The sequence below is a fragment of the Microbacterium phyllosphaerae genome (genome assembly GCF_017876435.1).
Lineage (GTDB): Bacteria > Actinomycetota > Actinomycetes > Actinomycetales > Microbacteriaceae > Microbacterium > Microbacterium phyllosphaerae.
The window spans coordinates 2,816,751-2,840,386 of record NZ_JAGIOA010000001.1; the positions used below are offsets into that span (position 1 = coordinate 2,816,751).

Here is a 23,636-nt window from a genome sequence, read left to right on the forward strand (position 1 = left end):
CAGGCCGTTGAAGCCGTGTCGGGGCGACAGGAGTTGAACCTGCGACCTCCCGCTCCCAAAGCGGGCGCTCTACCAAACTGAGCTACGCCCCGGGGAATCCGCATGCAGATTCAGCCCCACCGAGTCTAACGGACGTGAGCACCTCCGTCAGTCCGCTATGATCGAAGAGTCGGTTCACACCGAGAGGTTCCCGTCGACAACGGGGCTGTAGCTTAGTGGTAAAGCCTCTGTCTTCCAAACAGATGATGCGAGTTCGATTCTCGTCAGCCCCTCACTCCGAAGGCCCCCGCAGATGCGGGGGCCTTCGACTTTTCCCGGTATCGGGATGCATCTGGCAGAGTCGAGATACGCAGGTTCCCTCCGGAGGTTCCCACCGCATGTCCGACCCCACAGGCGTCGCCCTCTCCACGCCCGGCGGGCATGCGCTCCCGGCGCGCTTCGCCAGTGCGACTGCGACGGTCGAACCGCGAAGAAGGGGAACCGGACTCGTCCTCTGGGTCACGGGTGCCCTTGTCGCCGTCGCCACCGTGGGTGCGCTGCAGATCACGGCGAGCCTCGGATACGACGACACGCGCGACGAGTTCGACAGCACGCTCGATGCGACGCAGGCCACCGTGACGGAGGTGACGCGTTCCGTCGGCGAGCTCGTCGCGACCTCCGACACCGCCGTGCGCCTGCTCGACAGCGATTCCGGTGTGCTCGCCGACAGCGCGGCGAAGGACGAGCTGACGGCATCCGTCGACGAGGCGGGCGATGCCAGGGCATCCGCCGAGGAGGTCGTCGGTGCCGCGCTGCCCGAGGCCGACACCAAGCCCGTCTTCTTCTGGGAGCTGTTCGGGGCGTCGGAGGGCCTCCGCCAGGACATCGAAGGCCTCGATGACCTCGACACCGAGTTGTCGAAGGAGTCCCCCGAGCTCACGAGCGCCGAGACGCAGCTGACGGATGCCGGCGTCGCGTTCCTCGGCTCCGCCGCCAGTGCTGCGGCGTCCTTCGAGCAGGCGCACATCTCGGCCGGGAACGACGCCGTCATCGCGCTGCGTGACGCGGCGACGACCGCCGCAGGCGCTTCGGCCCTCGACGACACCGCCGTGACCTCCTTCATCGCACTCCAGGATGCCGCGAGCCAGGTGATCGCCTCCGAGAAGGCCGAGCTGTCGGAGAAGTCCGGTCCGCTGAAGAGCGTGCGGCTCGAGATCGAAGCGTTCGCCCGCTCCCTCGCCCCCGGCGTGCTGATGGAATTCGACTGGAACCCGATCGTCAACGGCGCCGGTTCCAACGGCAGCATGGGCGGCCTGACGACCTGGTGGTGGGACGAACCCGACCGCGCGGTGATCGAGCTCTCGAACTCCGTCGCCGAGCAGTGGCCTTCCGACCGCAGCAAGGCCCTCGTCGCGCACGAGGTCGGTCATGCGATCAGCGTCAAGTGCGAGGACATGTACGACTCGTCGACGCAGGACAGCATCGAGAAGTGGGCGACCGCGTGGGCCATCAGCATGGGGTTCTCCGACGACGCGAACGGCGTGTGGGCGTACGGCTACCCGCCGCAGTCGTACATCGATGCCGCGAGCGGATGCCGCTGAGAGTCGCGCGAGAACAGAGAAGCCGCCGCGATCGGATCGCGACGGCTTCTCTCGTGAAGTCAGACCGAGGTCACTGACCCCGGCGCTCACGCAGCTGGGTCAGCGCATCCTCGAGGAGCTGGACTGCTTCCTCGTCGGTGCGACGCTCCTTCACGTATGCGAGGTGCGTCTTGTAGGGCTCCGCCTTCGCGAGCGCGGGCGGGTTCGCCTTGTCACGCCCGGCGGGGAGACCCGACTGCGGGTGGTCGATCGTCTCGGGGATCTCCTCTTCAGGAAGACCCGCCGCGAAGTAGCGGACCGTCTCGTTGCCGAGGCCGTCCCAGTAGGACACCGCGATGCGGTCGGCGTGGTAGCCGTGGTCCTGCTCGCCCATGGGGCCGGAACCGACGCGGGTTCCGCGGATCGCGTTTCCGCCGGTAGCCATCAGATGACCTCGAATTTCGTGATGAGACCGAGCGCCACGATCGACACGAACCACGCGAGAGCGAGGACGACGGTGAAACGGTTGAGGTTGCGCTCTGCGAGGCCGGACGAGCCGACGGCCGACGACATTCCGCCACCGAACATGTCGGACAGGCCGCCACCGCGACCCTTGTGGAGCAGGATGAGGAGAGTCAGCAGGACGCTGGTTATGCCCAGCACCACCTGCAGGACGAACTCGAGAATTTCCACGAGGAAGAGCCTTTCGCTGGGGCACGACTGCCCCGGTAACGGTCAAGTATACGGTGTGGCGGGGCCGGAGCCCCGCCACACTCAGACGCCGACGTGCTTCTCGAAGCGGATGATCGCGGCGAATTCGTCGACCACGAGGCTCGCGCCTCCGACGAGTGCGCCGTCGACATCGGGCTCGCGCATGAAGCTGGCGATGTTCGCCGCCTTGACCGATCCGCCGTAGAGGATCCGGGTGCGCGCCGCGGCGTCGTCACCCAGCACCTTGGCAATGACGGTGCGCAGCGCGGCGCAGACGTCCTGCGCCTGCTGCGGCGTCGCCGCCTGGCCGGAGCCGATGGCCCAGACAGGCTCGTACGCCACGACGATGTCCGCGTCCTTCGACAGGCCCTGCAGGGCTGCCTCGAGCTGACCGGCGGGCACGGCGCTGGCGCCGAACTTCTCCAGGTCCTCCGCGGTCTCGCCCACGCAGATCACCGGCGAAAGACCGTTCTTGAGCGCGGCCTTCGTCTTCGCCGCCACGACCTCGTCGGACTCCGCGTGGTATTCGCGGCGCTCCGAGTGGCCGATGATGACGTACTTCGCGTCGAGCTTCGCGAGGAACGCGCCCGACACCTCACCGGTGTACGCACCGGAGTCGTGTGCCGAGATGTCCTGCGCGCCCAGGGCGAACGGGATCTTGTCCGCGTCGATCAGCGTCTGCACACTGCGGATGTCGGTGAAGGGCGGGAAGACCGCGACCTCGACCGAGCCGTCCTCGTGCTTGGCGTCCTTCAGCGTCCAGTGCAGCTTCTGCACGAACGCGACCGCCTGCAGGTGGTCGAGATTCATCTTCCAGTTTCCCGCGATCAGCGGGGTACGGGCGTTCAGGCCCATCCGAGCACCTCCAGGCCGGGTAGTTTCTTGCCCTCAAGGAACTCGAGGCTGGCGCCGCCGCCGGTCGAGATGTGACCGAACTGGTCGTCGGTGAAGCCGAGCTGACGCACCGCCGCGGCGGAATCGCCGCCGCCGACGACGCTGAGTCCGTCGACCTCGGTGAGCGCCTGCGCGACGGCCTTGGTTCCGCCCGCGAATGCCGGGAACTCGAACACGCCCATGGGCCCGTTCCAGAACACCGTCTTCGAGCCGCGGATGACCTCGGCGAATCGAGCAGCGGTCTCGGGTCCGATGTCGAGGCCGATGCCTGCAGAGCCGAACGCGGTGCTCTCGATCGCGTCGGCCGCCGTGACCTCGTGTTCGGCATCAGCCGAGAACGAGGATGCGACCACGACATCGGTCGGGAGCACGAGCTCCACGCCGCGCTTCTCAGCCTCGGCGATGTAGCCGCGGACGGTCTCGAGCTGGTCCTCTTCGAGCAGGCTGGATGCCACGGCGTGGCCCTGTGCCTTCAGGAAGGTGAACAGCATGCCGCCGCCGACGAGGATGCGGTCGACACGCGGGAGCAGGTGCGAGATCACACCGAGCTTGTCGCTCACCTTCGAGCCGCCGAGCACGACCGCGTACGGGCGCTCGGGGTTCTCGGTGAGACGGTCGAGGACGTCGAGCTCCGCTGCGATGAGCAGACCGGCAGCGGACGGCAGCAGCTCGGCGAGGTCGTAGACGCTCGCCTGCTTGCGGTGCACGACACCGAATCCGTCGGAGACCAGCACGTCGCCGAGCTCTGCGAGCTGAGCCGCGAAGGCGCCGCGCTCGGCGTCGTCCTTCGAGGTCTCCCCCGGGTTGAACCGCAGGTTCTCGATGACGACGATGCCGCCGTCCTCGAGCGAGGCCACGGCCTCCTGCGCCGACTCGCCGACGGTGTCGCGCGCGAACGCGACCGGCTTGCCGAGCAGCTCGGACAGTCGCTGGGCGACCGGTGCGAGGCTGTACTGCGGGTCGGGCGCACCGTCGGGGCGACCGAGGTGCGAGCACACGACGACGCGGGCGCCCGCGTTGATCAGTGCGTTGAGGGTAGGCAACGAGGCGCGGACACGGCCATCGTCCGTGATGATCCCATCCCGCAGGGGGACGTTGAGATCACAACGGACGATGACACGCTTGCCCTCGAGCGAACCCAGTGAATCCAGGGTGCGCAGAGTCATGGGACGAGTCTCAGAGACGCTCTGCCACGTACTCGGTCAGGTCGACGAGACGGTTGGAGTAGCCCCACTCGTTGTCGTACCAGCTGGAGACCTTGACCAGGTTGCCGCTGACGTTCGTCAGCGTGGCGTCGAAGATCGACGAGTGCGGGTTGTGCACGATGTCGCTCGAGACGATCTGGTCTTCGTTGTACTGCAGGAAGCCGGCGAGGCGACCGTCGGCAGCGGCCTTCTTGTACGCCTCGTTGACCTCTTCGACCGTGAGGTTCTCGCGGTCGGTGATCAGCGTGAGGTCGACGATCGAGCCGGTGGGAACCGGAACGCGGTACGACGAGCCCGAGAGCTTGCCCTGGAGCTCGGGCAGGACCTCGCCGATCGCCTTGGCGGCACCGGTCGACGCCGGGGTGATGTTGATCGCGGCGGCGCGTGCACGGCGCAGGTCGCTGTGCGGGCCGTCCTGCAGGTTCTGGTCTGCGGTGTAGGCGTGAGCCGTCATCATGAATCCGCGGTCGATGCCGAACGCGTCGTTGAAGACCTGTGCCAGCGGTGCGAGGCAGTTGGTCGTGCAGGAGGCGTTGGAGATGATGTGATCGGTCTCCGGGTTGTACGTGTCCTCGTTCACGCCCATGACGAACGTGCCGTCGACGCCGGTTCCCGGTGCCGAGATGAGCACCTTCTTGGCGCCTGCCTCGATGTGCTTCTTGGCGAGCTCGGCCTTGGTGAAGAAGCCGGTCGACTCGATGACGATGTCGACGCCCAGCTCGCCCCACGGGAGGCCGGCGGGGTCGCGCTCTGCGAACGCCTTGATCGCCTTGCCGTTGACCGTGATGCTCTCGTCGTCGTAGCTGATGTCAGCATCGAGGACGCCGCCCACGGAGTCGTACTTCAGAAGGTGGGCAAGGGTCTTGTTGTCGGTGAGGTCGTTGACAGCGACGATCTCGATGTCCGCTCCCTGCGCGAGAGCCGCGCGGAAGTAGTTGCGTCCGATACGGCCGAAGCCGTTGATACCGATCTTGACAGACACTCAGGTCTCCCTGTTTCTCGTGCGCGGTGCGCAGCAATCGTGCGTGCGCGATGCGCGGGGGTTTTTGGCTGAGATGGCGTCCCGACGAGACTTGGCCCGTCGGGACGCGACCCGATTACGACAGTACCAGCAGGCCGTTCGTCTTCTCGCGGGCTGCCTCGAAGCGCTGGGCGACGTTCTCCCAGTTGGCGATGTTCCACGCGGCCTTCACGTAGTCGGCCTTCACGTTGAGGTAGTCGAGGTAGAAGGCGTGCTCCCACATGTCGAGCTGGAACAGCGGAACCGTGCCTGCGGCGGTGTTCGACTGCTGGTCGAAGAGCTGCTGGATGATCAGGCGCTGACCGATCGAGTCCCAGCTCAGCACCGACCAGCCGGAACCCTGGATGCCGAGGGCGTTGGCGGTGAAGTGCGCCTGGAACTTCTCGAACGATCCGAAGAACTCGTCGATCGCGGCCTTGAGCTCGCCCTCGGGCTGTCCGCCGCCGGTCGGCGAGAGGTTCGTCCAGAAGATCGAGTGGTTGACGTGGCCGCCGAGGTTGAACGCGAGGTCCTTCTCGAGCTTGTTCACGTTGGCGAGGTTGCCGCTGTCACGGGCCTCGGCGAGCTGCTCGAGAGCGGTGTTCGCGCCGGCGACATACGTCGCGTGGTGCTTGTCATGGTGCAGCTCCATGATCTTGCCGCTGATGTGCGGCTCGAGGGCTGCGAAGTCGTAGGGAAGGTCGGGGAGCGTGTAAATCGCCATGTCGCTTTCATCCAATCCGCGCCGCGCCGCGGCGCTTGCCGATCCTCTGCGCCGCCGAGGTGCGGCGTAGAGCGGACTTAACTCATCCTAGTGACGACAACGCGTCGCCGACCCTGATCCTTCCCCTATGTGACGAAGCGAGGCGACCCCTTGACAGGGATCGCCTCGCTGGTGTCGGTGGACGTCTCAGACGTCGAGTCCGGCGGGAACGGCGGCCTCGGTCCCGGGGATGCCCTCCTGCTGCGCACGCTTGTCGGCCATGGCGAGAAGACGGCGGATGCGTCCGGCGACGGCGTCCTTCGTCATGGGCGGGTCGGCGTGATGGCCGAGCTCGTCGAGGCTCGCGTCGCGGTGCGCGAGTCGGAGCTCACCCGCGACCTTCAGGTGATCGGGAACATCGTCGGCGAGGATCTCGAGCGCTCGCTCGACGCGGGCGCACGCGGCGACGGCTGCCTGCGCGGAGCGACGCAGGTTGGCGTCGTCGAAGTTCACGAGTCGGTTCACGCCCGCACGCACCTCGCGACGCTGGCGCATCTCCTCCCACGTGACGGCGGTCTTCTGCGCGCCCATCTCGCTGAGGATGGTGCGGATGGCCTCCCCCTCACGAACCACGACGCGCGGCATACCGCGAACCTCGCGTGCCTTCGCGGCCACGCCGAGTCGGTGCGCGGCGCCCACGAGGGCCATGGCGGCTTCGGACGACGGGCAGGCGACCTCGAGCATGGCCGATCGGCCCGGCTCACTGAGGGTTCCCGCGGCGAGGAACGCGCCGCGCCAGAGCCCCGCGATCTCGGCACGAGATCCGGTCGTGAGACGGTTGGGAAGCCCGCGCACGGGGCGACGACGCTGGTCGAGCAGACCGGTCTGACGGGCGAGCGTCTCGCCCGACGCGATGACCCTGACAGCCCAGCGGGCACCGTCGTTCGCGGTGCTGGACTGCACCTGAGCGATCTCGGGCCGAACACCGTAGATCTCCGCGAGGTCGCGCGCGACACGCTGCGCGAGGATCTCGGCATCCACCTCCGCCTCGACGGCGACCCGCCCGGCGATGGAGTGCAGTCCGCCGGCGAACCGGAGGATCGAGGTGACCTCCGCGACACGCACCGTCGGGGGTGCATTACGGATGCTGACCAGCTCAGCCTTGACGTCGGTGGTTAGTGCCACGACACTCCTCTACGCTCACGCGCCGGATCGCGACGCAAACCTCCAGCCTACTCTGACGGAGGCTCCTGCTATTCCCTGCCGAGGTCCCGATGACGCACGTTGACCGCGACGCCGGGGACGGCGGCCAGTCGACGCGCCAGCTCCTCGACCATGGCGACGGAGCGGTGCTTGCCGCCCGTGCAGCCGATCGCGACCGTCGAGTGGCTCTTGTTCTCGCGCTGGTACCCCTCGAGCACCGGGGTGAGCGCCGCCGTGTACGCGTCGAGGAACTCGGCTGCCCCCTCGCGCGACAGCACGTAGTCCCTGACGGGTTCGTCCTTGCCTGTGAGGCCGCGCAGCTCCTCGTTCCAGAACGGGTTCGGCAGGAAGCGCATGTCGGCGACCAGGTCGACGTCGGTCGGCAGGCCGTACTTGAACCCGAAGCTCATCAGGGTCACGCGGTGCCGAGCAGCCCCCTCCTCCGAGAAGAGCTCCGAGACCTGCGTGGCCAACTGGTGGATGTTGAGGGCCGAGGTGTCGATCACGAGGTCGGCGGACTCGCGGATCGGCGCGAGCTTCTGACGCTCGATGCGGATGCCGTCGAGGAGTGTGCCGTCGCCCTGCAGCGGATGCGGCCGACGCACCGACTCGAACCGCCGCACGAGGACGTCGTCGGACGCGTCGAGGAAAAGCACTCGGACGGACCCTCGTGACCGCAGCGCACGCGCGACTCCGGGGAAGTCGTCGAACAGGTTGCGTCCGCGCACGTCGACCACGGCGGCGACCTTGGGCAGCGCGTTGCCGCCCATGTCGGTGAGGTCGAGCAGCGGACGGAGGATCTGTGGTGGCAGGTTGTCGACGACATACCAGCCGAGGTCCTCGAGTGCGTTGGCGACAGTCGTGCGCCCGGCGCCCGACATGCCCGTGACGATGAGGAACTCGCCCTTGTCCCCGTCAGCCATGGTTACTCCTTCTCCCCCGCACGCACCAGCCTAGCGAGTGGAGAGATGCGTATGGATGTTCTGCGCGAGCACGGGGCCGATCCCCTGCACCTCCTCGATCTCTCCGGGCGCCGCAGCCCGGAGCGCGGTGACCGAGCCGAAGTGCTTGAGAAGGACCTTGATGCGGGATGCGCCGAGCCCCGGGACCTCCGACAGAACCGAGGAGATGTCGTTCCTGCGCCGCTTGCGCTGATGCGTGATCGCGAAGCGGTGAGCCTCGTCGCGCAGCCGCTGGAGCAGGTAGAGCGACTCACTGGTGCGCGGGAGGATCACCGGGAAGTCCTCACCCGGCAGCCAGATCTCCTCGAGTCTCTTCGCGATGCCGCACACCGCGATCTCGGTGTGCCCGGCATCGCGGAGGGCCCGCGCTGCCGCCTCGACCTGCGGCTGACCACCGTCGACGAGCAACAGCTGGGGCGGATACGCGAACCGCGGCTTGCGCTTGACCTCGACGACGACGTCTTCGAGGCCGTCGCCCGTCTCCCCGGCGACAGCCGCCACCGCTGCAGGCTCTTCGGCCTCTTCCGGGCGATCGAGGTAGGCCAGGCGTCGACGCAGCACCTGGTACATCGAATCGGTGTCATCGGTCGTCTCGGGGATGTTGAACGACCGGTACTGGTCTTTCCGCGGAAGGCCGTCTTCGAAGACGACCATCGAGGCGACCACGTTGGTGCCGCCGAGGTGCGAGATGTCGAAGCACTCGATGCGCAGGGGCGCCTCGGTCATCCCCAGCGCATCCTGCAGATCGGTCAATGCCTGGGTGCGCGCGACGTAATCGCTGGTGCGCCTGGTCTTGTACCGGATCAGGGCCTGTTGAGCGTTCAGTGTCGCGGTGCGCATGAGGTCGGCGCGCTGACCGCGCTGGGCGACCGCGATCTCGACCTTCTTCCCCCGCCGCTCCCTCAACCACACCTCGAGTTCGGCCGCGTCGTCGGGAAGCGACGGCACGAGGATGCGCCGAGGCACGTCCTGCGCATCGCCGTAGGCGCGCTGCAGCACCTGGTCGACGAGATCGGCGCTGGAGATGTCGATCTCCTTCTCGATGGTCATGGCACGGACACCGCGCACGCGCCCGCCGCGGATCACGAAGTGCTGCACGGCGGCGGCGAGCTCGTCTTCCGCGATGCCGAACAGATCCGCGTCCTCGTCGGTCGCCAGCACCAGCGCGCTCTTGCCGAGCACGGCCTCGATCGCCGAGAGCTTGTCGCGGTACTTGGCCGCGGCCTCGTAGTCCATCGCCGCGGATGCCGCCAGCATCCGTGTGGTCAGCTCTCGGGTGAACCGCTCGTCGCCGCCCGCCATGAAGGCGACGAAATCGTCGACCATCGCCCGGTGCTCTTCGATCGTGACGGTCATCGAGCACGGCCCGCCGCATTTGCCGATCTGCCCGGGGAAGCAAGGCCTCCCCGTCTGCATCGCCCGCTTGTAGCTCGAGTCGCTGCAGGTGCGGATGGGGAACGCCTTGACCATCAGGTCGATCGTCTCGTGCACCGCCCAGACCTTGGGGTACGGACCGAAGTACCGCGCGCCCGGGATCTTGCGGTTCCGGGTCACGATCACTCGAGGAGCCTCGTCACCGAGCGTGACCGCCATGAAGGGGTAGGACTTGTCGTCCTTATACCGCACGTTGAAAGGCGGATCGAACTCCTTGATCCACATGTACTCCAGCTGCAGCGAGTCGACGTCCGTCGACACGACCGTCCACTCCACCGACGATGCCGTCGTCACCATCCGCCGGGTGCGCTCGTGCAGGGTACGCAGTGGCGCGAAGTAGTTCGACAGGCGTTGACGCAGGTTCTTGGCCTTGCCCACGTACAGCACACGACCGTCGGCGTCGCGGAACCGGTACACGCCGGGGTTGGTCGGAATCTCGCCGGCTCTCGGTTTGTACGGCAGCACGTCGGCCATCAGCTGGCCTTCTTCGCGGCGCGCCCCTCACCCAGGATCTCGGCGAGGAACTGGCCGGTGTGGCTGTCCTCGACCCGCGCGATGTGCTCGGGGGTTCCGGTCGCCAGGATCTCGCCGCCGCCGGATCCGCCCTCGGGTCCGAGGTCGATGACCCAGTCCGCCGACTTGATCACGTCGAGATTGTGCTCGATCACGATCACCGTGTTGCCCTTGTCGACGAGGCCGTTGAGCACCTCGAGCAGCTTGCGCACGTCTTCGAAGTGCAGACCGGTGGTCGGCTCATCGAGGACGTAGATGCTGCGTCCGTTGCTGCGACGCTGGAGCTCGGTGGCGAGCTTGACGCGCTGCGCCTCGCCGCCCGAGAGCGTCGTCGCGGACTGGCCGAGGCGCACGTACCCGAGGCCGACATCGACGAGCGTCTTCATGTAGCGGTGGATGGCCTGGATGGGCTCGAAGAACTCCGCGGCCTCCGCGATCGGCATCTCGAGCACCTCGGCGATGTTCTTGCCCTTGTAGTGCACCGAGAGGGTGTCGCGGTTGTAGCGCTTGCCGTGGCACACCTCGCAGTCGACGTACACGTCGGGGAGGAAGTTCATCTCGATCTTGATCGTGCCGTCGCCCGAGCACGCGTCGCAGCGCCCGCCCTTGACGTTGAAGCTGAACCGACCCGGCTGGTAGCCGCGCACCTTCGCCTCGGGGGTCTCGCTGAACAGGGACCGGATCCTGTCGAAGACGCCCGTGTAGGTCGCCGGGTTGGACCGCGGTGTGCGACCGATCGGCGCCTGATCGACGTGCACGACCTTGTCGAGGTTGTCGAGTCCCGAGACACGGGTGTGCTTGCCGGGAACCGTGCGTGCTCCGTTGAGCCGCGAGGCCAGCACCTGATACAGGATGTCGTTGACCAGAGAGGACTTGCCTGATCCGGAGACACCGGTGACAGCCGTCAGGACACCGAGCGGGAAGTCGACGCTCACGTTCTTGAGGTTGTTCTCACGAGCCCCGACGACGCTGATCTTGCGCTTCTTGTCGAGCTTGCGTCGCTTCGTCGGCGTCGGGATCTCGCGAGCCCCCGAGAGGTACTCCCCCGTCATCGAATCAGGCTCGTTCAGGAGAGCCGAATACGGCCCCGAGTGCACGACCTCGCCGCCGTTCACGCCGGCGCCCGGTCCGATGTCGACGACCCAGTCGGCCGCTTCGATGGTCTCCTCGTCGTGCTCGACGACGATGAGCGTGTTGCCCAGATCGCGGAGCTTGAGCAGAGTGTCGATCAGACGGCGGTTGTCGCGCTGGTGCAGACCGATCGAGGGCTCGTCGAGCACATACAGCACACCGGTGAGTCCGGATCCGATCTGCGTGGCCAGACGGATGCGCTGTGCCTCACCGCCCGAGAGCGAGCCGGCGGAACGGCTGAGGTTGAGGTACGAGAGACCGACCTGGAGCAGGAAGTCGAGTCGGAGACGGATCTCGCGCAGAACCTGCGCCGCGATCTTCGCCTCGCGATCGGTGAGGGTCAGTGTCTCCATGAAGGAGCGGGCGTCGGCGAGGCTGAGGTGCGACACCTCGGCGATCGAGTGGCCGTGCACCTGCACCGCGAGCACCTCGGGCTTGAGCCTGTTGCCGTCGCAGACCGGACACGGCACCTCGCGGAGGTACTCGCCCCAGCGCGAGCGCTGCGTGTCGGATTCGGCCTGCGCGTACTGACGCTCGATGTAGGGGACGACGCCCTCGAAGCCCGACGCGTAGCGCATCTCGCGCCCGTAGCGGTTCTTGAACTTGACGGTGACCTTATAGTTGTCGCCGCGGAGGATCGCGTCCTGCACATCGACCCTGAGGTCCTGCCACGGAGTGTCGAGCGAGAAGTTGAGGTCGTCGGCCAGTCCCTCGAGCAGTCGCTCGTAGTACTGGAAGAGGCCCTTGCCCTGGGTGGTCCAGGGCACGATCGCGCCCTCGCGGATGGAGAGCTCCTCATCGCCGAGCATCAGATCGATGTCGACCGACATGCGCGTGCCGAGTCCTGAACAGGCGGGGCAGGCACCGAACGGCGCGTTGAACGAGAAGGTGCGCGGTTCGATCTCGGTGAGGGAGAGCGCGTGACCGTTCGGACATGCGAGCTTCTCGGAGAACGACTGCCAGGCGTCGTCGCCGTCTTCGTCGACGAAGTTCACCTGCACGACGCCACCGGCCAGGCCGAGTGCGGTCTCGACCGAGTCGGTGACACGACCGAGGATGTCGTCGGCCGCGACGAGACGGTCGACGACGACGGCGATGTCGTGCTTGTAGCTCTTCTTGAGCGTGGGCGGCTCGGCGAGCTGGATCAGGTCGCCGTCGACGATCGCACGCGAGTACCCCTTGGCTCCGAGCTCACGGAAGAGGTCGACGAACTCGCCCTTCTTCTGCGAGACGATGGGCGCGACGATCTGGTAGCGGGTGCGCTCCGGCAGCTCCATGAGCTGGTCGGCGATCTGCTGCACGGTCTGGCGCTGGATGCGCTCACCGCACTCGGGGCAGTGCGGGATGCCGATGCGGGCCCAGAGAAGGCGCATGTAGTCGTAGATCTCGGTGATCGTGCCGACCGTCGACCGCGGGTTGCGGTTGGTCGACTTCTGGTCGATCGACACCGCGGGACTCAGCCCCTCGATGAAGTCGACGTCCGGTCGGTCGACCTGGCCGAGGAACTGGCGCGCGTAGGCGCTCAGCGACTCGACGTAGCGACGCTGCCCTTCGGCGAAGATCGTGTCGAACGCGAGGCTGGACTTTCCCGATCCGGACAGGCCGGTGAACACGACGAGCGAGTCGCGTGGGATGTCGATGTCGACGTTCTTGAGGTTGTGGACGCGGGCACCGCGGACACTGAGTTTTCCTGGGGTTGCAACCGGGACGATAGGCACTGATCAAGTCTACGAGGGGCCACGGACATTGGCTCCGTGAGGGCTCACAGGAAGGTGCTCACCCTCATCGGCGCTCTGCCGACGTGCTCCGATTCGCGTTCACCAGCAGCAGCACCGCGGCCGAGACCACAGCGACCGCGCCGGCGACGACCGCCCACGGAACGCTCCCCCCGGCCCCGTCGGCGCCGAGCATGACGACGACCGTCAGCGACTGGGCGATCGCCTGCACCAGGACGAAGCGCGCCGCCGTCGGGCGCAGTGCGGCCAGCACGACCCGTGAACCGCGCGAGATCACCAGCGTCAGCGAGGTCAGGACGTGGATCGCGTGCACGACGAGCACCGCGAGCATCGCCCGACCGAGGTCCGGCTCGGACACGAGCATCCCGATCACGATGCACGCCACCCCGCCCCACGCGGCGAAGGTCTGCGGGAAGACCGCGGCGACGATCGCCAGGATGACGGCGACCCACTGCCACCCGACGAGCGGGTTGAGCGCGAACGCCCCGACCGAGACCACGGCGATCAACACGATCCGCACCGCGATCCACGAGACAGCCGGCGCGGTCTGCAGCACGTCGTTCGGCGCTCTCATCGTCTGGCCCTCGCGAGCTCACGCAGTGCGGAGGACGGGTCGTCTGCCCATGCCACCACGTCGACGCCCGCACCGTGCAGGTCGGCGAACACGTTCTCCCTCTCCGCCAGCACCGTCCGCAGACCGATGAGCTGAGGGCGACTGAGGCGAGCACGGTCGAGCCGGGGCAGGACGTCGATCGCGACGACCCGGTGACCGCTCGCCCGCCACATCAGCGCGGTCTGCGCGGCGGCTCCCTGGAAGAACGTGGACAGGACGAGGACGACCGAGCCGTGCGGGACATGCGGGGTCCTGCGGAAGGCCGCATCGTCGCGCGCCTGCCCCGTCGCCGCTATCGCCGCCTCGAGTCGTGCGAGATGACGGGAGCCCCCACCGCTGCGCAGGGAACGCCCGCCATGCACCAGGACGTGCAGGGCGACACGGTCGCCCGCATCGATGGCGGCTCCGGCGAGCCCGCGAGCGGCTTCGCGGGCATTGTCGAGCGAGGTCACACCGCTGCGCTCGAAGTCTCCACTCCCCCACGATGCGACGACCTCGCCGAGGTCCTCCGACGTGTCCATCGCGATCACGACGGACGCGTCGCTAAGCGTGTGGGTGCGCCGCACGAGCAGATCGCCCGGTCTCCGCGCCATCCGCGCAGTCGCGCGCCAGTCGACGCGACGCAGTTCATCTCCGGGCACGAAGGCATGGATGTCCCGGAAGTCGCCGCCCTGCCCCGGCCGCCGTCCCTCGTGCGAGCCGTGAAGACCGGTCAACCGCTTCGGCAGCGGCAGCATCCCGACCCTCCTGGGCGTCGGCGCGACCTGGCGCGCGCTGCGGACGATCGCGGACGGCACCGAGAGGACCGCCCCGTCGAGGGCGAGGCCGCGCGTCGAGACCTGCACCGGGAGTGCAGGGCCCGAATGGAGGACGCGGCTGCGTGCGAGGACCGTGGCATCGGAGCCGGGAACGATCGCACGTCGGCTCCTGCGCTCGGATTGCACGACGAGCAGCTCCACCATCTCAGCGGCGCTCTCGACCGAGATCTCGGTGTGAAGTTCGCCGTCGGTGCGGGAGAGCGCGGCGACGCTCGGCTCGGTGCGGAGACCCGAGGTTCCCCGCCCGAGGGCGAGAGCACTCCACAGCGCGACGGGAAGCCCCATGGCTACGACGTCAGGACGCGAGAAGAGGAGCCCGATGACGGCGAGCACGATCGCGCCGGCGATCGCGACGGTCAGCGCGGGGCTCCAACGACCGTGCGTCGATGGTCTCGTCATACGCGCTCCTTCACGGTCGGAGGCACAGGCACCTGGCCGACGACCGCGCTCACGACATCGGCGGCCGATGCGCCCTGCGCCCAGGCCTGCGGCGTCAGCGTGAGGCGATGGGCGAGCACGGGTACGGCGATCCGCTTGATGTCGTCCGGGCGCACGAAGTCTCGGCCGTCCAGCGCGGCCAGGGCGCGACCGAGCAGCAACAGGCTGAGCGAGCCGCGCGGCGAGGCACCGACCTCCACGTTCGACGCCGTGCGCGTCGCACGTGCGATCTCGACGCAGTAGCGCGCTATGTCCTCATCGACATGGATGGCCTCCACGACGGCCTGGAGCTCGACCAGACGCTCCGCATCGATGACGGCGGCGACGTGCGCGGCCTCCTGGCGCCGGCTGACGCGGTTCTGCAGGATCTGCGCCTCCCCGGACACATCCGGATACCCGACGGAGAGCCTGACCATGAACCTGTCGAGCTGTGCCTCGGGGAGAGCATATGTGCCCTCGTACTCGATGGGGTTCGAGGTCGCGATCACATGGAACGGCGCGGGCAGGGGGAAGCTGTTGCCCTCGACGGTGACCTGTCGCTCGGCCATCGCCTCGAGCATCGCCGACTGCGTCTTCGGCGTCGTGCGGTTGATCTCGTCGGCCAGGAGGAGACCGGTGAAGATCGGCCCCGGCCGGAAGACGAAGTCCGAAGAGTCGGGCGCGTACACGTAGGACCCGGTGACATCGCCCGGCAGCATGTCCGGGGTGCACTGCAGCCGACGGAAGGACAGCCCCAGCGCCGAGGCGAGGCTGCGTGCCGCGAGCGTCTTGCCGAGGCCGGGCACGTCCTCGAAGAGCACGTGTCCCCCGGCCAGGATCGAGGCGAGCGCGATCTCGAGCGGATCGTCCATTCCGACGACGACAGTGCGCACGGCGGCGAGGATTCGATCGCCGGCCTCGGCGATCTCGGTGGATGTCGTCATGTCATCTCCTGTGTCTCGGGAACAGTGGCGCGCGGCCGGTGGGTGAGGTCGGTGCATCCGGTGTCGTCGTGCTCTCTGCGGACGACCCCGGGCTGAGGGCGTCGATCGCCTCGAGCGCGCGCTCGATGTCGACGATGGTGGTCCCCGGGCCTTGCAATCGATCCCACAGGTCGGGGCCGATCAGGTCGATGACCTGCGATCGTGCCGCCGGGTCCGCCGGGTCTGCTCCTCGGCGCCGGAGGCGGTGCCGAAGAGCTTCCCGGACGCGGCGTGTGATCTGCGGGCCGGCGAGCCCGGTGTGGGTGTTCAGCGCCCAGGCCAGCCGGGATATCTCCGTCGGCCTGCGGTCGGGCTCCACCGGGATGTGCGGGGCATCGGCGCTGGGTTCGAGGGGAACCGCGAGCTGCGCGAGGAGCGAAAGCGCGCCCACGAGAAGACCCCACCCGATCACGAACGGCCAGGTGAAGCCGAACCCGGTGAGCACCAGCGCAGCGACCACCGCGGCCACGACGGCGGCGACGGTGCGCCCCCGAGTCATCGCCACACCTCGTCGATCCGGCGGAGAGCAGCACGTGCGGCGTGCCTCTCCGACTCGGTGGCCACGTGGGAGCCGAAGCGCACCCGCTCGAACAGCGTCAGCAACTCGGAGGCCTCGTCCTCGATCCCGGAGCGCCGCGTGATGATCCGGAGCGCGAACTCCGCAGGAGTCTCGCTCGGCGCACGGCTCGCCCCCGCATCCGCCGCGCTCTCTTCGAGGCCGACCCAGGCGGCGATGACGGCGTCTGTCGGCAGCGCGCGGTCGTCGATCGCCTGCAGCGCCCCGGCGATACCACGTCGGACGGCGTCGACGGCCACCTCCGGCTCGGGTACCGCGGTCACTTCGGCGACCTCGGCAGCGACCTCGGCTCCATCACGGAGCCCTGTGGGCCTGTTCCGCCAGGCCCGCAGCAGCGCCCGAGCGATGATCACGAGGAGCACGATGACGCCGGCGACCACGAGGAGCATCAGGATCACTGCGAACGCCTGCACCACCGCCGCACTCGTGGGATCGATCTCGATCTCCTCCGGGAGCCCCGTCTCTCCGGGGATCGTCGTCGGGGCCGGCTCCGACGAGGCAAGCGGCGCGGGCTCGGACGGACGGAATGTCGGGGTTCCCTGAATCGCGGCGGCGATCATCACGATGAGGAAGAGTGCGGCGACGGCGCTCACGATTCCGAGCCGATGAACGCCTCGACGCGCATCACGTGTCGGGCGGTCACTCGGCATGCCCACACCCTACGACTCGGTCACTCCGAGGTCGGGCGGCGACCCGCGAAAGCCGACAACCCGTCGCGCAGCGTCGCGATCTGCGCGAGATCCATGCCCACGGCCGCCATGACCTGGCGAGGAACATCCAGGGCACGCTCACGGAGCGCGCGGCCGGCATCCGTGAGGGTGATGTCGAGGCGACGCTCGTCCTCCGAGCTGCGCTGCCGGGCGACCAGCCCGTCGGCCTCGAGACGCTTCACCAGCGGCGATGCGGTGGCCGGCTCGAGAGCGAGGTCGGCCGCGAGGTCGTTGAGCGGGCGTGGAGCGCGCTCCCAGAGCGCGAGCATCACGAGATACTGCGGATGCGTGAGCCCGAGCGGCTCGAGGATCGGCCGATAGATGGCGACGACGTTGCGCGCCGCGGTCACCAGGGCGAAGCAGAGCTGGTTGTCCAGCTTGAGCAGATCATCCGTAGCGGTCACGGCTCGACTATACAACGACACTAATAGTTAGTACACTAAGCAACATGACACGCTCCGGTGATCGTCCTCCCCTTCGCTCGCGGATCCGCGAGGCAGGTGGCCTCTATTCCTGGATCAACTCGAACCTGATCCGCCTGGCCGGTCCTGCATCGGTCGGGCCCTACGAGAAGACGCCGCCGCCGACCGCCTCCGAGCGAGCGGAACGTGCCTGCCCTCTGTGCGGATCCCCCATGAGCGACCATGAGATCGACCGGTCGGGTCCGAAGACGCTCGTCCACTGCCCCTGAGATCCGCGATCGTCGCCGGAGTCTCAGCCGTCGCGTCTCGCGTCCTCGCGTGCGACGTCGAGCCAGAATGCGAGATCGTCGTCAGCGGCCAACACAGCCGGCGACACATCGAGCCATCCCGTCCCCATCGTCCGCGGGCCCATCACCGCCGTCTGGACGCCCGGCCTGGTGACGAGGGCGGCGCCGTGCTCTTCGTCGACCCGAACGAGGAGCACGCCTCCGTTGCGGGCTCCGACCAGGATGTGTCCGTCGAGGAGGAACGCGCGGGTGCCGAACATCCGCTTCTCCTCGACGTCACCGTCGAGGGTCAGCAGTGCGCGTACACGATCGGCGAGCTCGTCTCCTGACGCGTCCATCGTCGTCTCCTCCTGAGATCAGGCGTGCCCGGCCTTCTCCATGGCACGCAGCTCCTTCTTCATGTCCTGCACCTCGTCGCGCAACCGCCCGGCGAGTTCGAACTTGAGCTCGGCCGCGGCCGCGAGCATCTGATCCGAGAGGTCCTGGATGACCGCTTCGAGCTGCTGGGCGCCCTCCGCAGCGATTCCCGTACGTCGCAGATTGGGTGTCGGCGACTTGCCCTTGCCTGTCGCACGCCCACGTCCGGACATCATCTCGGCCGTATCGGCACCCTCTCGAGCGAGCACCTCGGTGATGTCGGCGATCCGCTTGCGCAGCGGTTGCGGGTCGATGCCGTGCTCGAGGTTGTAGGCCACCTGCTTCTCACGACGACGGTCGGTCTCCTCGATGGCCTTGGCCATCGAGTCGGTGATCTTGTCGGCGTACATGTGCACTTCACCCGACACGTTTCGCGCCGCTCGACCGATCGTCTGGATCAGCGACGTGCCGGAGCGCAGGAAGCCCTCTTTGTCGGCGTCGAGGATCGCGACCAACGAGACCTCCGGAAGATCCAGCCCCTCGCGGAGCAGGTTGATGCCGACGAGCACGTCGTAGACACCGGCACGCAGCTCGCTGAGCAGCTCGACACGGCGGAGCGTGTCGACATCGGAGTGGAGATACCGCACCCGCACGCCGTGCTCTCCGAGGAAGTCGGTGAGCTCTTCGGACATCTTCTTCGTGAGCGTCGTGACGAGCACGCGCTCGTCACGCCCCACGCGGACCCGGATCTCTTCGAGGAGATCGTCGATCTGCCCCTTGGACGGCTTCACGATGATGTGCGGATCCACGAGGCCCGTCGGGCGAATGATCTGCTCGACCACACCGTCGGCGATACCCATCTCGTACTTGCCTGGCGTCGCCGACAGATAGACGGTCTGACCGATGCGGTTCTTGAACTCGTCCCAGCGGAGCGGACGGTTGTCCATCGCGCTCGGCAGACGGAATCCGTGTTCCACGAGCGTGCGCTTGCGCGACGCGTCGCCCTCGTACATCGCACCGATCTGCGGCACCGTGACGTGGGACTCGTCGATCACGAGCATGAAGTCGTCGGGGAAGAAGTCGAGCAGCGTGTGCGGCGGCTCGCCGGGCTGACGGCCGTCCATATGCCGGGAGTAGTTCTCGATTCCCGAGCAGAAGCCCAGTTGCTGAAGCATCTCGAGGTCGAACGTGGTGCGCATGCGCAGACGCTGAGCCTCGAGAAGCTTTCCCTGACGCTCGAACTCCTTGAGGCGCTCTTCGAGCTCGTGCTCGATCGTTCCGATCGAACGCTGGATGACGTCGGTGCCCGCGACGTAGTGCGAGGCGGGGAAGATCGGAACGGCATCGAGCTTCTCGATGACCTCACCGGTGAGCGGATGCAGGGAGTAGAGCGCCTCGATCTCGTCACCGAACAGCTCGATGCGGATCGCATGCTCCTCGTAGACCGGAATGATCTCGATCGTGTCGCCGCGCACGCGGAAGTTGCCGCGCGAGAAGTCGACGTCGTTGCGGTTGTACTGCATCGCGATGAACTGCCGGATGAGGGCATCCCTGTCGTACCGCTCCCCCACCTGGAGGGCGACCATGGCACGAAGGTACTCCTCCGGCGCGCCGAGACCGTAGATGCACGACACGGTGGAGACGACGATCACGTCGCGGCGACTGAGCAACGAGTTCGTCGTCGAGTGACGAAGACGCTCGACCTCGGAGTTGATCGACGAATCCTTCTCGATGAAGGTGTCCGTCTGCGGGACGTACGCCTCGGGCTGGTAGTAGTCGTAGTAGGAGACGAAGTACTCGACCGCGTTGTTGGGCATCAGCTCACGGAACTCGTTGGCGAGCTGGGCCGCGAGCGTCTTGTTGTGCGCGAGCACGAGGGTCGGACGCTGCACCTGCTCGACCAGCCAGGCGGTGGTCGCCGACTTTCCGGTACCGGTGGCGCCGAGCAGCACGATGTCGGTCTCGCCGGCGTTGATGCGCGATGCGAGTTCTGCGATCGCCTTCGGCTGGTCGCCGGCCGGCGCGTATTCGCTGATGACCTCGAAGGGACGGACACTGCGCGTGGGTTGCATACCTCCAGCGTATGCCGGGCCACCGACACCGGGGTCGCGCGTCCGATGCTGCACCTAGAGTGGGGGCGTGATCGAGTTCATCATCGGCACCAGCCTCGCGGCCTCCGCAGGTCTGAACGCCTGGATGCCGCTGTTCCTCCTCGGGCTCGCCGACCGGCTGCTGCCGGCCATGACGCTTCCTTCGGCGTGGTCCTGGCTGTCGAGCGACATCGCGCTGTGGGTCGTGGGCGTCCTGCTGCTCCTCGAGATCGTCGCCGACAAGATCCCCGCGGTCGACTCGGTGAACGACGTGATCCAGAGCATCCTGCGCCCCGCCGCAGGAGGCATCGCGTTCGGGGCGGGGTCCGGCGCCCAGACGATCGCCGTCGACGACCCCGCGGCGTTCTTCACCGACAACACCTGGGTTCCCGTCGTCACAGGCATCGCGATCGCCCTGGTCGTGCATGTGGTCAAGGCCACGGCTCGCGTGGCTGCGAACACGACCACCGGCGGTCTGGCCGCACCGGTGCTCAGCAGCGTCGAAGACGGGGCGTCCTTCGCCCTCGCCGCCGCAGCGATCATCGTGCCGGTGCTGGCGGCGATGATGCTCGTCGGACTCGTCGTCGCGGTGATCGTGCTCCTGCGGCGACGCGCTCGACGCCGGCGCGCACGTCGGGCGGATCACTCTGTCGCGGGCGTCCAGACGTAGGGAGTCGTGGTCGACACCATCATCAGTCCTGCACGTTCGAGGATGGGTCGGGAGAACTCCGTCGAGTCGGACTGGAGATAGCGCTTGCCTCGAGCGAGCGCCGACCGCGCACGCTGTGCGGTGAGTGCGCGATAGATCCCGCGCCCTCGCCACGACGGCAGCGTCGCACCACCCCACAATCCCGCGAAGTCGGTCCCCGCCACCGGCTCGAGGCGTCCCGCGCTGATCACCGCGCCGTCCGACACTGCGATCCACAACTCCACCGAATCGTCCGAACGGACGCGTTGCAGAGTCGTCTCGGCCCGCGCACGCCAGTGCGGGTCCTCGAAGACGGTGCCCTGCATCTCCTCCATGGCCAGCACCTCCGCCTCGGTGCGTGCACGGCGCAGCTCCACTCCGTCAGGAACCGCGACCTCCTCGGCGAGCAGTGCAGCCTCCCCGATCATGATCGACTCGGTGTCCTCGGGCACGAACCCTCGTGCGATGAGCGCATCGTGCAGCCCGGGGGCACGGTCATGGCCACGGGTCTTCCACTCCACGCTCGCGATGCCCGGAATGCCGAGGAAGTGCGCGATCGCCGCGTCGACGAGCTCGGCCACCCGCGCGGCATCCGCTCCGTCCAGGTTCGCGTACGACACGAACCCGCGTCCGCCGGGGAAGACCGCGAGACGGATGGGTCCCATCGATGAGACAGACAGTGCTTGAGCGGTCTCCGCATCGGTCCGAAGCTGTGCGTCGTAGGCGGCGAGGAGATTCAGTCGCATGCGTCCATCCTCGCAGTGACACCGGTCACGAGCGGTCGATCGTCGCTCAGGAGAGACCGTCATCGGGCGATCCGCGCAGCTTCGCGACAGCCGAGGCCGCCGCGAGGGCGCACATCGCGAGGATCGCAACGATGAACCACACCCAGTCCACCTGGCCGAACACGATGCCGAGCGCCCAGCCGAACAGGCTCGATCCCGCGTAGTAACCGAAGTAATAGAGCGAGGATGCCTGTGCTCTGCTGTCGGGTCCTGCCGCCACCGGCGCCCACCCCGATGCCACCGCGTGCGCCCCGAAGAAGCCCCCGGTGAAGAGAAGCAGCCCGAGCAGCACGATCGGAGTGGCGTGCGCCCACATCGCGGCCGCACCCGCTGCCATCACCGCGATCGCGCCCAGCAGCACCGGGTATCGCCCGAAACGCGCGGCCAGAGAACCGGCCCAGGGCGACGAGACGGTGCCGGCGAGGTAGGCGAGGAAGAGCAGTGTCACCACCCAGGCCGGAAGCGTGAAGGGCGGCTCGGCGAGGTGGAATCCGAGGTAGTTGTAGACGGCCACGAACGCGCCCATGAGCAGGAAGCCCTGGGCATACAGCGCGAGCTGACGCCCCGAGCGCAGGGGCGTCAGCAGGCGCGTGAGGATCCCCGGTCCGGCGTGGTCGCGGAATCGTCCGGGCACGAAACCCTGCGCCTTCGGCGTCAGCCAGAGGAACAGCACGGCCGCCAGCGCGCACACCCCCGCGACCGTCCACATACCCTCCCGCCATCCCGTCTGCTCGCCGACGATGCCGGACACGATCCGTCCGAGCAGCCCGCCCACCGTCGTCCCGGCGATGTAGCTCCCTGCCGCCGCGGCGGCATTCCGCGGGCTGACCTCTTCGCTCAGGTACGCCAACGCGACCGCAGGCACCGCCCCGAGCGCGACTCCCTCGAGAAGGCGGAGGCTCAACAGCATCTCCAAGCCGGTGCTGAGCGGCGCGAGGAGCCCCAGCGCGGTCGCGGTGAGCACGCCGATCGCCATCGCCTGCACGCGCCCGATGCGGTCGGCCACCATCGACCACGGGATGACGGCGGCGGCCAGACCGAGCGTCGCCGCGGACACGCTCAGAGCGGCGCTCGCCGGCGAGATGCCCAGGTCGATCGACAGCTGCGGCAGCACGGCCTGGGGCGAATAGAGCTGCGCGAATGTCGCGATCCCGGCGAAGAACAGCCCGACGATCAACCGTCGGTAGGCGGGTGATCCGGGGGCGTGACCCGTGAAGGTCACGACGTGCTGATCCGCTCCCAGAGAGCATCCGCCTGTGCGAGCGTCTGCTCGAGCGATCCGGACGTGTCGATGACCACGTCCGCGATGGCCAGGCGTCGCTCATCGGAGACCTGCGCGTCGATCCGCTCCTGCGCGGCCCTCTCGGGCATACCGCGCAGCTCCACCAGCCGACGTCTGCGTTCTTCTACGGGCGCGTGTGCGACGACGATCAGGTCCCAGGGATCGTCGACCCGTGCCTCGACGAGCAGCGGCACGTCGTAGACGACCACCGCGTCGGAGTGGGCGGCAGCCGCCTCGTCGAACCGACGCTGTGATTCGATTCGGACCGCGGGATGCACGATCGCGTTCAGCCGCGCGAGCTGCTCCGGGTGCCCGAAGACCTTCGCTCCCAGCGCTGCGCGATCGAGTGATCCGTCGGCGGCGATGATCTCCGCACCGAAGGCCTCCCCGATCGCGGCGAGCACCGGACTCCCGGGACCCTGTACGTCGCGCACGATCTGATCGGCGTCGACGATGACGGCTCCCCTCTCCGCCAGCCGTCGTGCGATGGTCGACTTCCCGGAGGCGATGCCGCCGGTGAGCGCGATGAGAGCCATGCGGCCAGTCTAGGCTTCGG

General features: G+C 67.8%; 24 protein-coding genes and 2 tRNA genes. 4 read left to right on the forward strand and 22 right to left on the reverse strand.

What is annotated here, in order from left to right; all coding sequences use genetic code 11:
* Window positions 1–18: 18 nt before the first annotated feature.
* Window positions 19–92 (reverse strand) — tRNA-Pro (locus JOF42_RS13270).
* A gap of 109 nt (window positions 93–201) precedes the next feature.
* Between JOF42_RS13270 and JOF42_RS13275 the strand changes: the two genes are divergently transcribed.
* Window positions 202–272, forward strand: a tRNA-Gly gene (locus tag JOF42_RS13275).
* A gap of 105 nt (window positions 273–377) precedes the next feature.
* On the forward strand, window positions 378–1,580 hold the full coding sequence (locus JOF42_RS13280) for a hypothetical protein (protein ID WP_210098271.1): 1,203 nt from the start codon (window positions 378–380) through the stop codon (window positions 1,578–1,580).
* 70 nt (window positions 1,581–1,650) lie between these two features.
* Here the strand turns inward: JOF42_RS13280 and JOF42_RS13285 are convergent, their stop codons facing one another.
* The 16 genes from JOF42_RS13285 to JOF42_RS13360 form a co-directional block, all read right to left on the reverse strand.
* On the reverse strand, window positions 1,651–2,004 hold the full coding sequence (locus tag JOF42_RS13285; protein ID WP_056307093.1) for an RNA polymerase-binding protein RbpA: 354 nt from the start codon (window positions 2,002–2,004) through the stop codon (window positions 1,651–1,653).
* Complete coding sequence (secG, locus tag JOF42_RS13290) at window positions 2,004–2,252, reverse strand: preprotein translocase subunit SecG (protein ID WP_210098272.1); 249 nt, start codon at window positions 2,250–2,252, stop codon at window positions 2,004–2,006. Before secG ends, JOF42_RS13285 begins: the two co-directional genes overlap by 1 nt.
* 81 nt (window positions 2,253–2,333) lie before the next feature.
* Window positions 2,334–3,125, reverse strand: coding sequence for a triose-phosphate isomerase (tpiA, locus tag JOF42_RS13295; protein WP_210098273.1), 792 nt, complete (start codon window positions 3,123–3,125; stop codon window positions 2,334–2,336).
* A complete protein-coding gene (locus JOF42_RS13300; RefSeq protein ID WP_210098274.1) occupies window positions 3,116–4,330 on the reverse strand; it encodes a phosphoglycerate kinase in 1,215 nt (404 codons plus the stop codon). The genes tpiA and JOF42_RS13300 overlap by 10 nt, the downstream gene beginning before the upstream one ends.
* Before the next feature lie 10 nt (window positions 4,331–4,340).
* Window positions 4,341–5,351: a type I glyceraldehyde-3-phosphate dehydrogenase gene (gene gap, locus JOF42_RS13305; RefSeq protein WP_053096657.1), complete on the reverse strand. Its 1,011-nt coding sequence runs from the start codon at window positions 5,349–5,351 to the stop codon at window positions 4,341–4,343.
* A 115-nt stretch (window positions 5,352–5,466) separates the two neighbouring features.
* On the reverse strand, window positions 5,467–6,093 hold the full coding sequence (locus tag JOF42_RS13310; RefSeq protein ID WP_056307086.1) for a superoxide dismutase: 627 nt from the start codon (window positions 6,091–6,093) through the stop codon (window positions 5,467–5,469).
* A gap of 186 nt (window positions 6,094–6,279) precedes the next feature.
* On the reverse strand, window positions 6,280–7,257 hold the full coding sequence (gene whiA, locus JOF42_RS13315; protein WP_210098275.1) for a DNA-binding protein WhiA: 978 nt from the start codon (window positions 7,255–7,257) through the stop codon (window positions 6,280–6,282).
* 68 nt (window positions 7,258–7,325) lie between these two features.
* Window positions 7,326–8,198 carry an RNase adapter RapZ gene (rapZ, locus tag JOF42_RS13320; protein WP_210098276.1) on the reverse strand — a complete coding sequence of 291 codons (873 nt, stop codon included), beginning with the start codon at window positions 8,196–8,198 and terminating at the stop codon, window positions 7,326–7,328.
* A gap of 30 nt (window positions 8,199–8,228) precedes the next feature.
* Complete coding sequence (gene uvrC, locus JOF42_RS13325) at window positions 8,229–10,145, reverse strand: excinuclease ABC subunit UvrC (RefSeq protein WP_210098277.1); 1,917 nt, start codon at window positions 10,143–10,145, stop codon at window positions 8,229–8,231.
* Window positions 10,145–13,033, reverse strand: a complete 2,889-nt coding sequence (uvrA, locus tag JOF42_RS13330) for an excinuclease ABC subunit UvrA (protein ID WP_210098278.1) — start codon at window positions 13,031–13,033, stop codon at window positions 10,145–10,147. The genes uvrC and uvrA overlap by 1 nt, the downstream gene beginning before the upstream one ends.
* Window positions 13,034–13,097: 64 nt before the next feature.
* Window positions 13,098–13,625, reverse strand: a complete 528-nt coding sequence (locus JOF42_RS13335) for a hypothetical protein (protein WP_210098279.1) — start codon at window positions 13,623–13,625, stop codon at window positions 13,098–13,100.
* Window positions 13,622–14,881, reverse strand: a complete 1,260-nt coding sequence (locus JOF42_RS13340; RefSeq protein ID WP_245340804.1) for a DUF58 domain-containing protein — start codon at window positions 14,879–14,881, stop codon at window positions 13,622–13,624. Before JOF42_RS13340 ends, JOF42_RS13335 begins: the two co-directional genes overlap by 4 nt.
* Window positions 14,878–15,843 carry an AAA family ATPase gene (locus tag JOF42_RS13345; protein ID WP_210098280.1) on the reverse strand — a complete coding sequence of 322 codons (966 nt, stop codon included), beginning with the start codon at window positions 15,841–15,843 and terminating at the stop codon, window positions 14,878–14,880. The genes JOF42_RS13340 and JOF42_RS13345 overlap by 4 nt, the downstream gene beginning before the upstream one ends.
* Window position 15,844: 1 nt before the next feature.
* Entirely contained in the window at window positions 15,845–16,381 is a 537-nt protein-coding gene (locus JOF42_RS13350; RefSeq protein ID WP_210098281.1) for a hypothetical protein, read from the reverse strand.
* Window positions 16,378–17,052 carry a DUF4129 domain-containing protein gene (locus JOF42_RS13355; RefSeq protein ID WP_210098282.1) on the reverse strand — a complete coding sequence of 225 codons (675 nt, stop codon included), beginning with the start codon at window positions 17,050–17,052 and terminating at the stop codon, window positions 16,378–16,380. The genes JOF42_RS13350 and JOF42_RS13355 overlap by 4 nt, the downstream gene beginning before the upstream one ends.
* A 77-nt stretch (window positions 17,053–17,129) precedes the next feature.
* Window positions 17,130–17,573 carry a MarR family winged helix-turn-helix transcriptional regulator gene (locus JOF42_RS13360; RefSeq protein ID WP_210098283.1) on the reverse strand — a complete coding sequence of 148 codons (444 nt, stop codon included), beginning with the start codon at window positions 17,571–17,573 and terminating at the stop codon, window positions 17,130–17,132.
* Between the two features lie 44 nt (window positions 17,574–17,617).
* Between JOF42_RS13360 and JOF42_RS13365 the strand changes: the two genes are divergently transcribed.
* Entirely contained in the window at window positions 17,618–17,860 is a 243-nt protein-coding gene (locus JOF42_RS13365; RefSeq protein ID WP_210098284.1) for a hypothetical protein, read from the forward strand.
* A 23-nt stretch (window positions 17,861–17,883) separates the two neighbouring features.
* Here JOF42_RS13365 and JOF42_RS13370 read toward each other — a convergent pair whose 3' ends face one another.
* Window positions 17,884–18,216: a TfoX/Sxy family protein gene (locus tag JOF42_RS13370; protein ID WP_210098285.1), complete on the reverse strand. Its 333-nt coding sequence runs from the start codon at window positions 18,214–18,216 to the stop codon at window positions 17,884–17,886.
* A gap of 18 nt (window positions 18,217–18,234) precedes the next feature.
* Entirely contained in the window at window positions 18,235–20,307 is a 2,073-nt protein-coding gene (uvrB, locus tag JOF42_RS13375) for an excinuclease ABC subunit UvrB (RefSeq protein ID WP_210098286.1), read from the reverse strand.
* A 67-nt stretch (window positions 20,308–20,374) separates the two neighbouring features.
* On the opposite strand from uvrB, the gene JOF42_RS13380 reads away from it, so the two are divergent.
* The gene (locus JOF42_RS13380; protein ID WP_210098287.1) at window positions 20,375–20,995 is read left to right on the forward strand and encodes a DUF4126 domain-containing protein; all 621 of its coding nucleotides are present in this window, start codon (window positions 20,375–20,377) and stop codon (window positions 20,993–20,995) included.
* On the opposite strand, the gene JOF42_RS13385 is transcribed toward JOF42_RS13380, so the two are convergent.
* From JOF42_RS13385 to coaE, 3 genes are read right to left on the reverse strand one after another with little or no spacing between them, the layout of a single operon-like run.
* On the reverse strand, window positions 20,968–21,759 hold the full coding sequence (locus JOF42_RS13385) for a GNAT family N-acetyltransferase (protein ID WP_210098288.1): 792 nt from the start codon (window positions 21,757–21,759) through the stop codon (window positions 20,968–20,970). The genes JOF42_RS13380 and JOF42_RS13385 overlap by 28 nt on opposite strands.
* A 46-nt stretch (window positions 21,760–21,805) precedes the next feature.
* Entirely contained in the window at window positions 21,806–23,020 is a 1,215-nt protein-coding gene (locus tag JOF42_RS13390; protein ID WP_210098289.1) for an MFS transporter, read from the reverse strand.
* The gene (coaE, locus tag JOF42_RS13395) at window positions 23,017–23,616 is read right to left on the reverse strand and encodes a dephospho-CoA kinase (RefSeq protein ID WP_210098290.1); all 600 of its coding nucleotides are present in this window, start codon (window positions 23,614–23,616) and stop codon (window positions 23,017–23,019) included. Before coaE ends, JOF42_RS13390 begins: the two co-directional genes overlap by 4 nt.
* Between the last annotated feature and the right edge of the window lie 20 nt (window positions 23,617–23,636).

What these genes read in the sequence shown, in the direction of transcription:
- uvrC (WP_210098277.1), bottom strand. Translation starts at nt 10,145, where the DNA reads ATGGCCGACGTGCTGCCGTACAAACCGAGAGCCGGCGAGATTCCGACC.
- coaE (WP_210098290.1), bottom strand. Translation starts at nt 23,616, where the DNA reads ATGGCTCTCATCGCGCTCACCGGCGGCATCGCCTCCGGGAAGTCGACC.
- JOF42_RS13300 (WP_210098274.1), bottom strand. Translation starts at nt 4,330, where the DNA reads ATGACTCTGCGCACCCTGGATTCACTGGGTTCGCTCGAGGGCAAGCGT.
- JOF42_RS13310 (WP_056307086.1), bottom strand. Translation starts at nt 6,093, where the DNA reads ATGGCGATTTACACGCTCCCCGACCTTCCCTACGACTTCGCAGCCCTC.
- JOF42_RS13285 (WP_056307093.1), bottom strand. Translation starts at nt 2,004, where the DNA reads ATGGCTACCGGCGGAAACGCGATCCGCGGAACCCGCGTCGGTTCCGGC.
- JOF42_RS13365 (WP_210098284.1), top strand. Translation starts at nt 17,618, where the DNA reads ATGACACGCTCCGGTGATCGTCCTCCCCTTCGCTCGCGGATCCGCGAG.
- JOF42_RS13335 (WP_210098279.1), bottom strand. Translation starts at nt 13,625, where the DNA reads ATGAGAGCGCCGAACGACGTGCTGCAGACCGCGCCGGCTGTCTCGTGG.
- tpiA (WP_210098273.1), bottom strand. Translation starts at nt 3,125, where the DNA reads ATGGGCCTGAACGCCCGTACCCCGCTGATCGCGGGAAACTGGAAGATG.
- uvrB (WP_210098286.1), bottom strand. Translation starts at nt 20,307, where the DNA reads ATGCAACCCACGCGCAGTGTCCGTCCCTTCGAGGTCATCAGCGAATAC.
- JOF42_RS13345 (WP_210098280.1), bottom strand. Translation starts at nt 15,843, where the DNA reads ATGACGACATCCACCGAGATCGCCGAGGCCGGCGATCGAATCCTCGCC.
- JOF42_RS13280 (WP_210098271.1), top strand. Translation starts at nt 378, where the DNA reads ATGTCCGACCCCACAGGCGTCGCCCTCTCCACGCCCGGCGGGCATGCG.
- JOF42_RS13370 (WP_210098285.1), bottom strand. Translation starts at nt 18,216, where the DNA reads ATGGACGCGTCAGGAGACGAGCTCGCCGATCGTGTACGCGCACTGCTG.
- JOF42_RS13340 (WP_245340804.1), bottom strand. Translation starts at nt 14,881, where the DNA reads ATGACGAGACCATCGACGCACGGTCGTTGGAGCCCCGCGCTGACCGTC.
- rapZ (WP_210098276.1), bottom strand. Translation starts at nt 8,198, where the DNA reads ATGGCTGACGGGGACAAGGGCGAGTTCCTCATCGTCACGGGCATGTCG.
- JOF42_RS13385 (WP_210098288.1), bottom strand. Translation starts at nt 21,759, where the DNA reads ATGCGACTGAATCTCCTCGCCGCCTACGACGCACAGCTTCGGACCGAT.
- JOF42_RS13350 (WP_210098281.1), bottom strand. Translation starts at nt 16,381, where the DNA reads ATGACTCGGGGGCGCACCGTCGCCGCCGTCGTGGCCGCGGTGGTCGCT.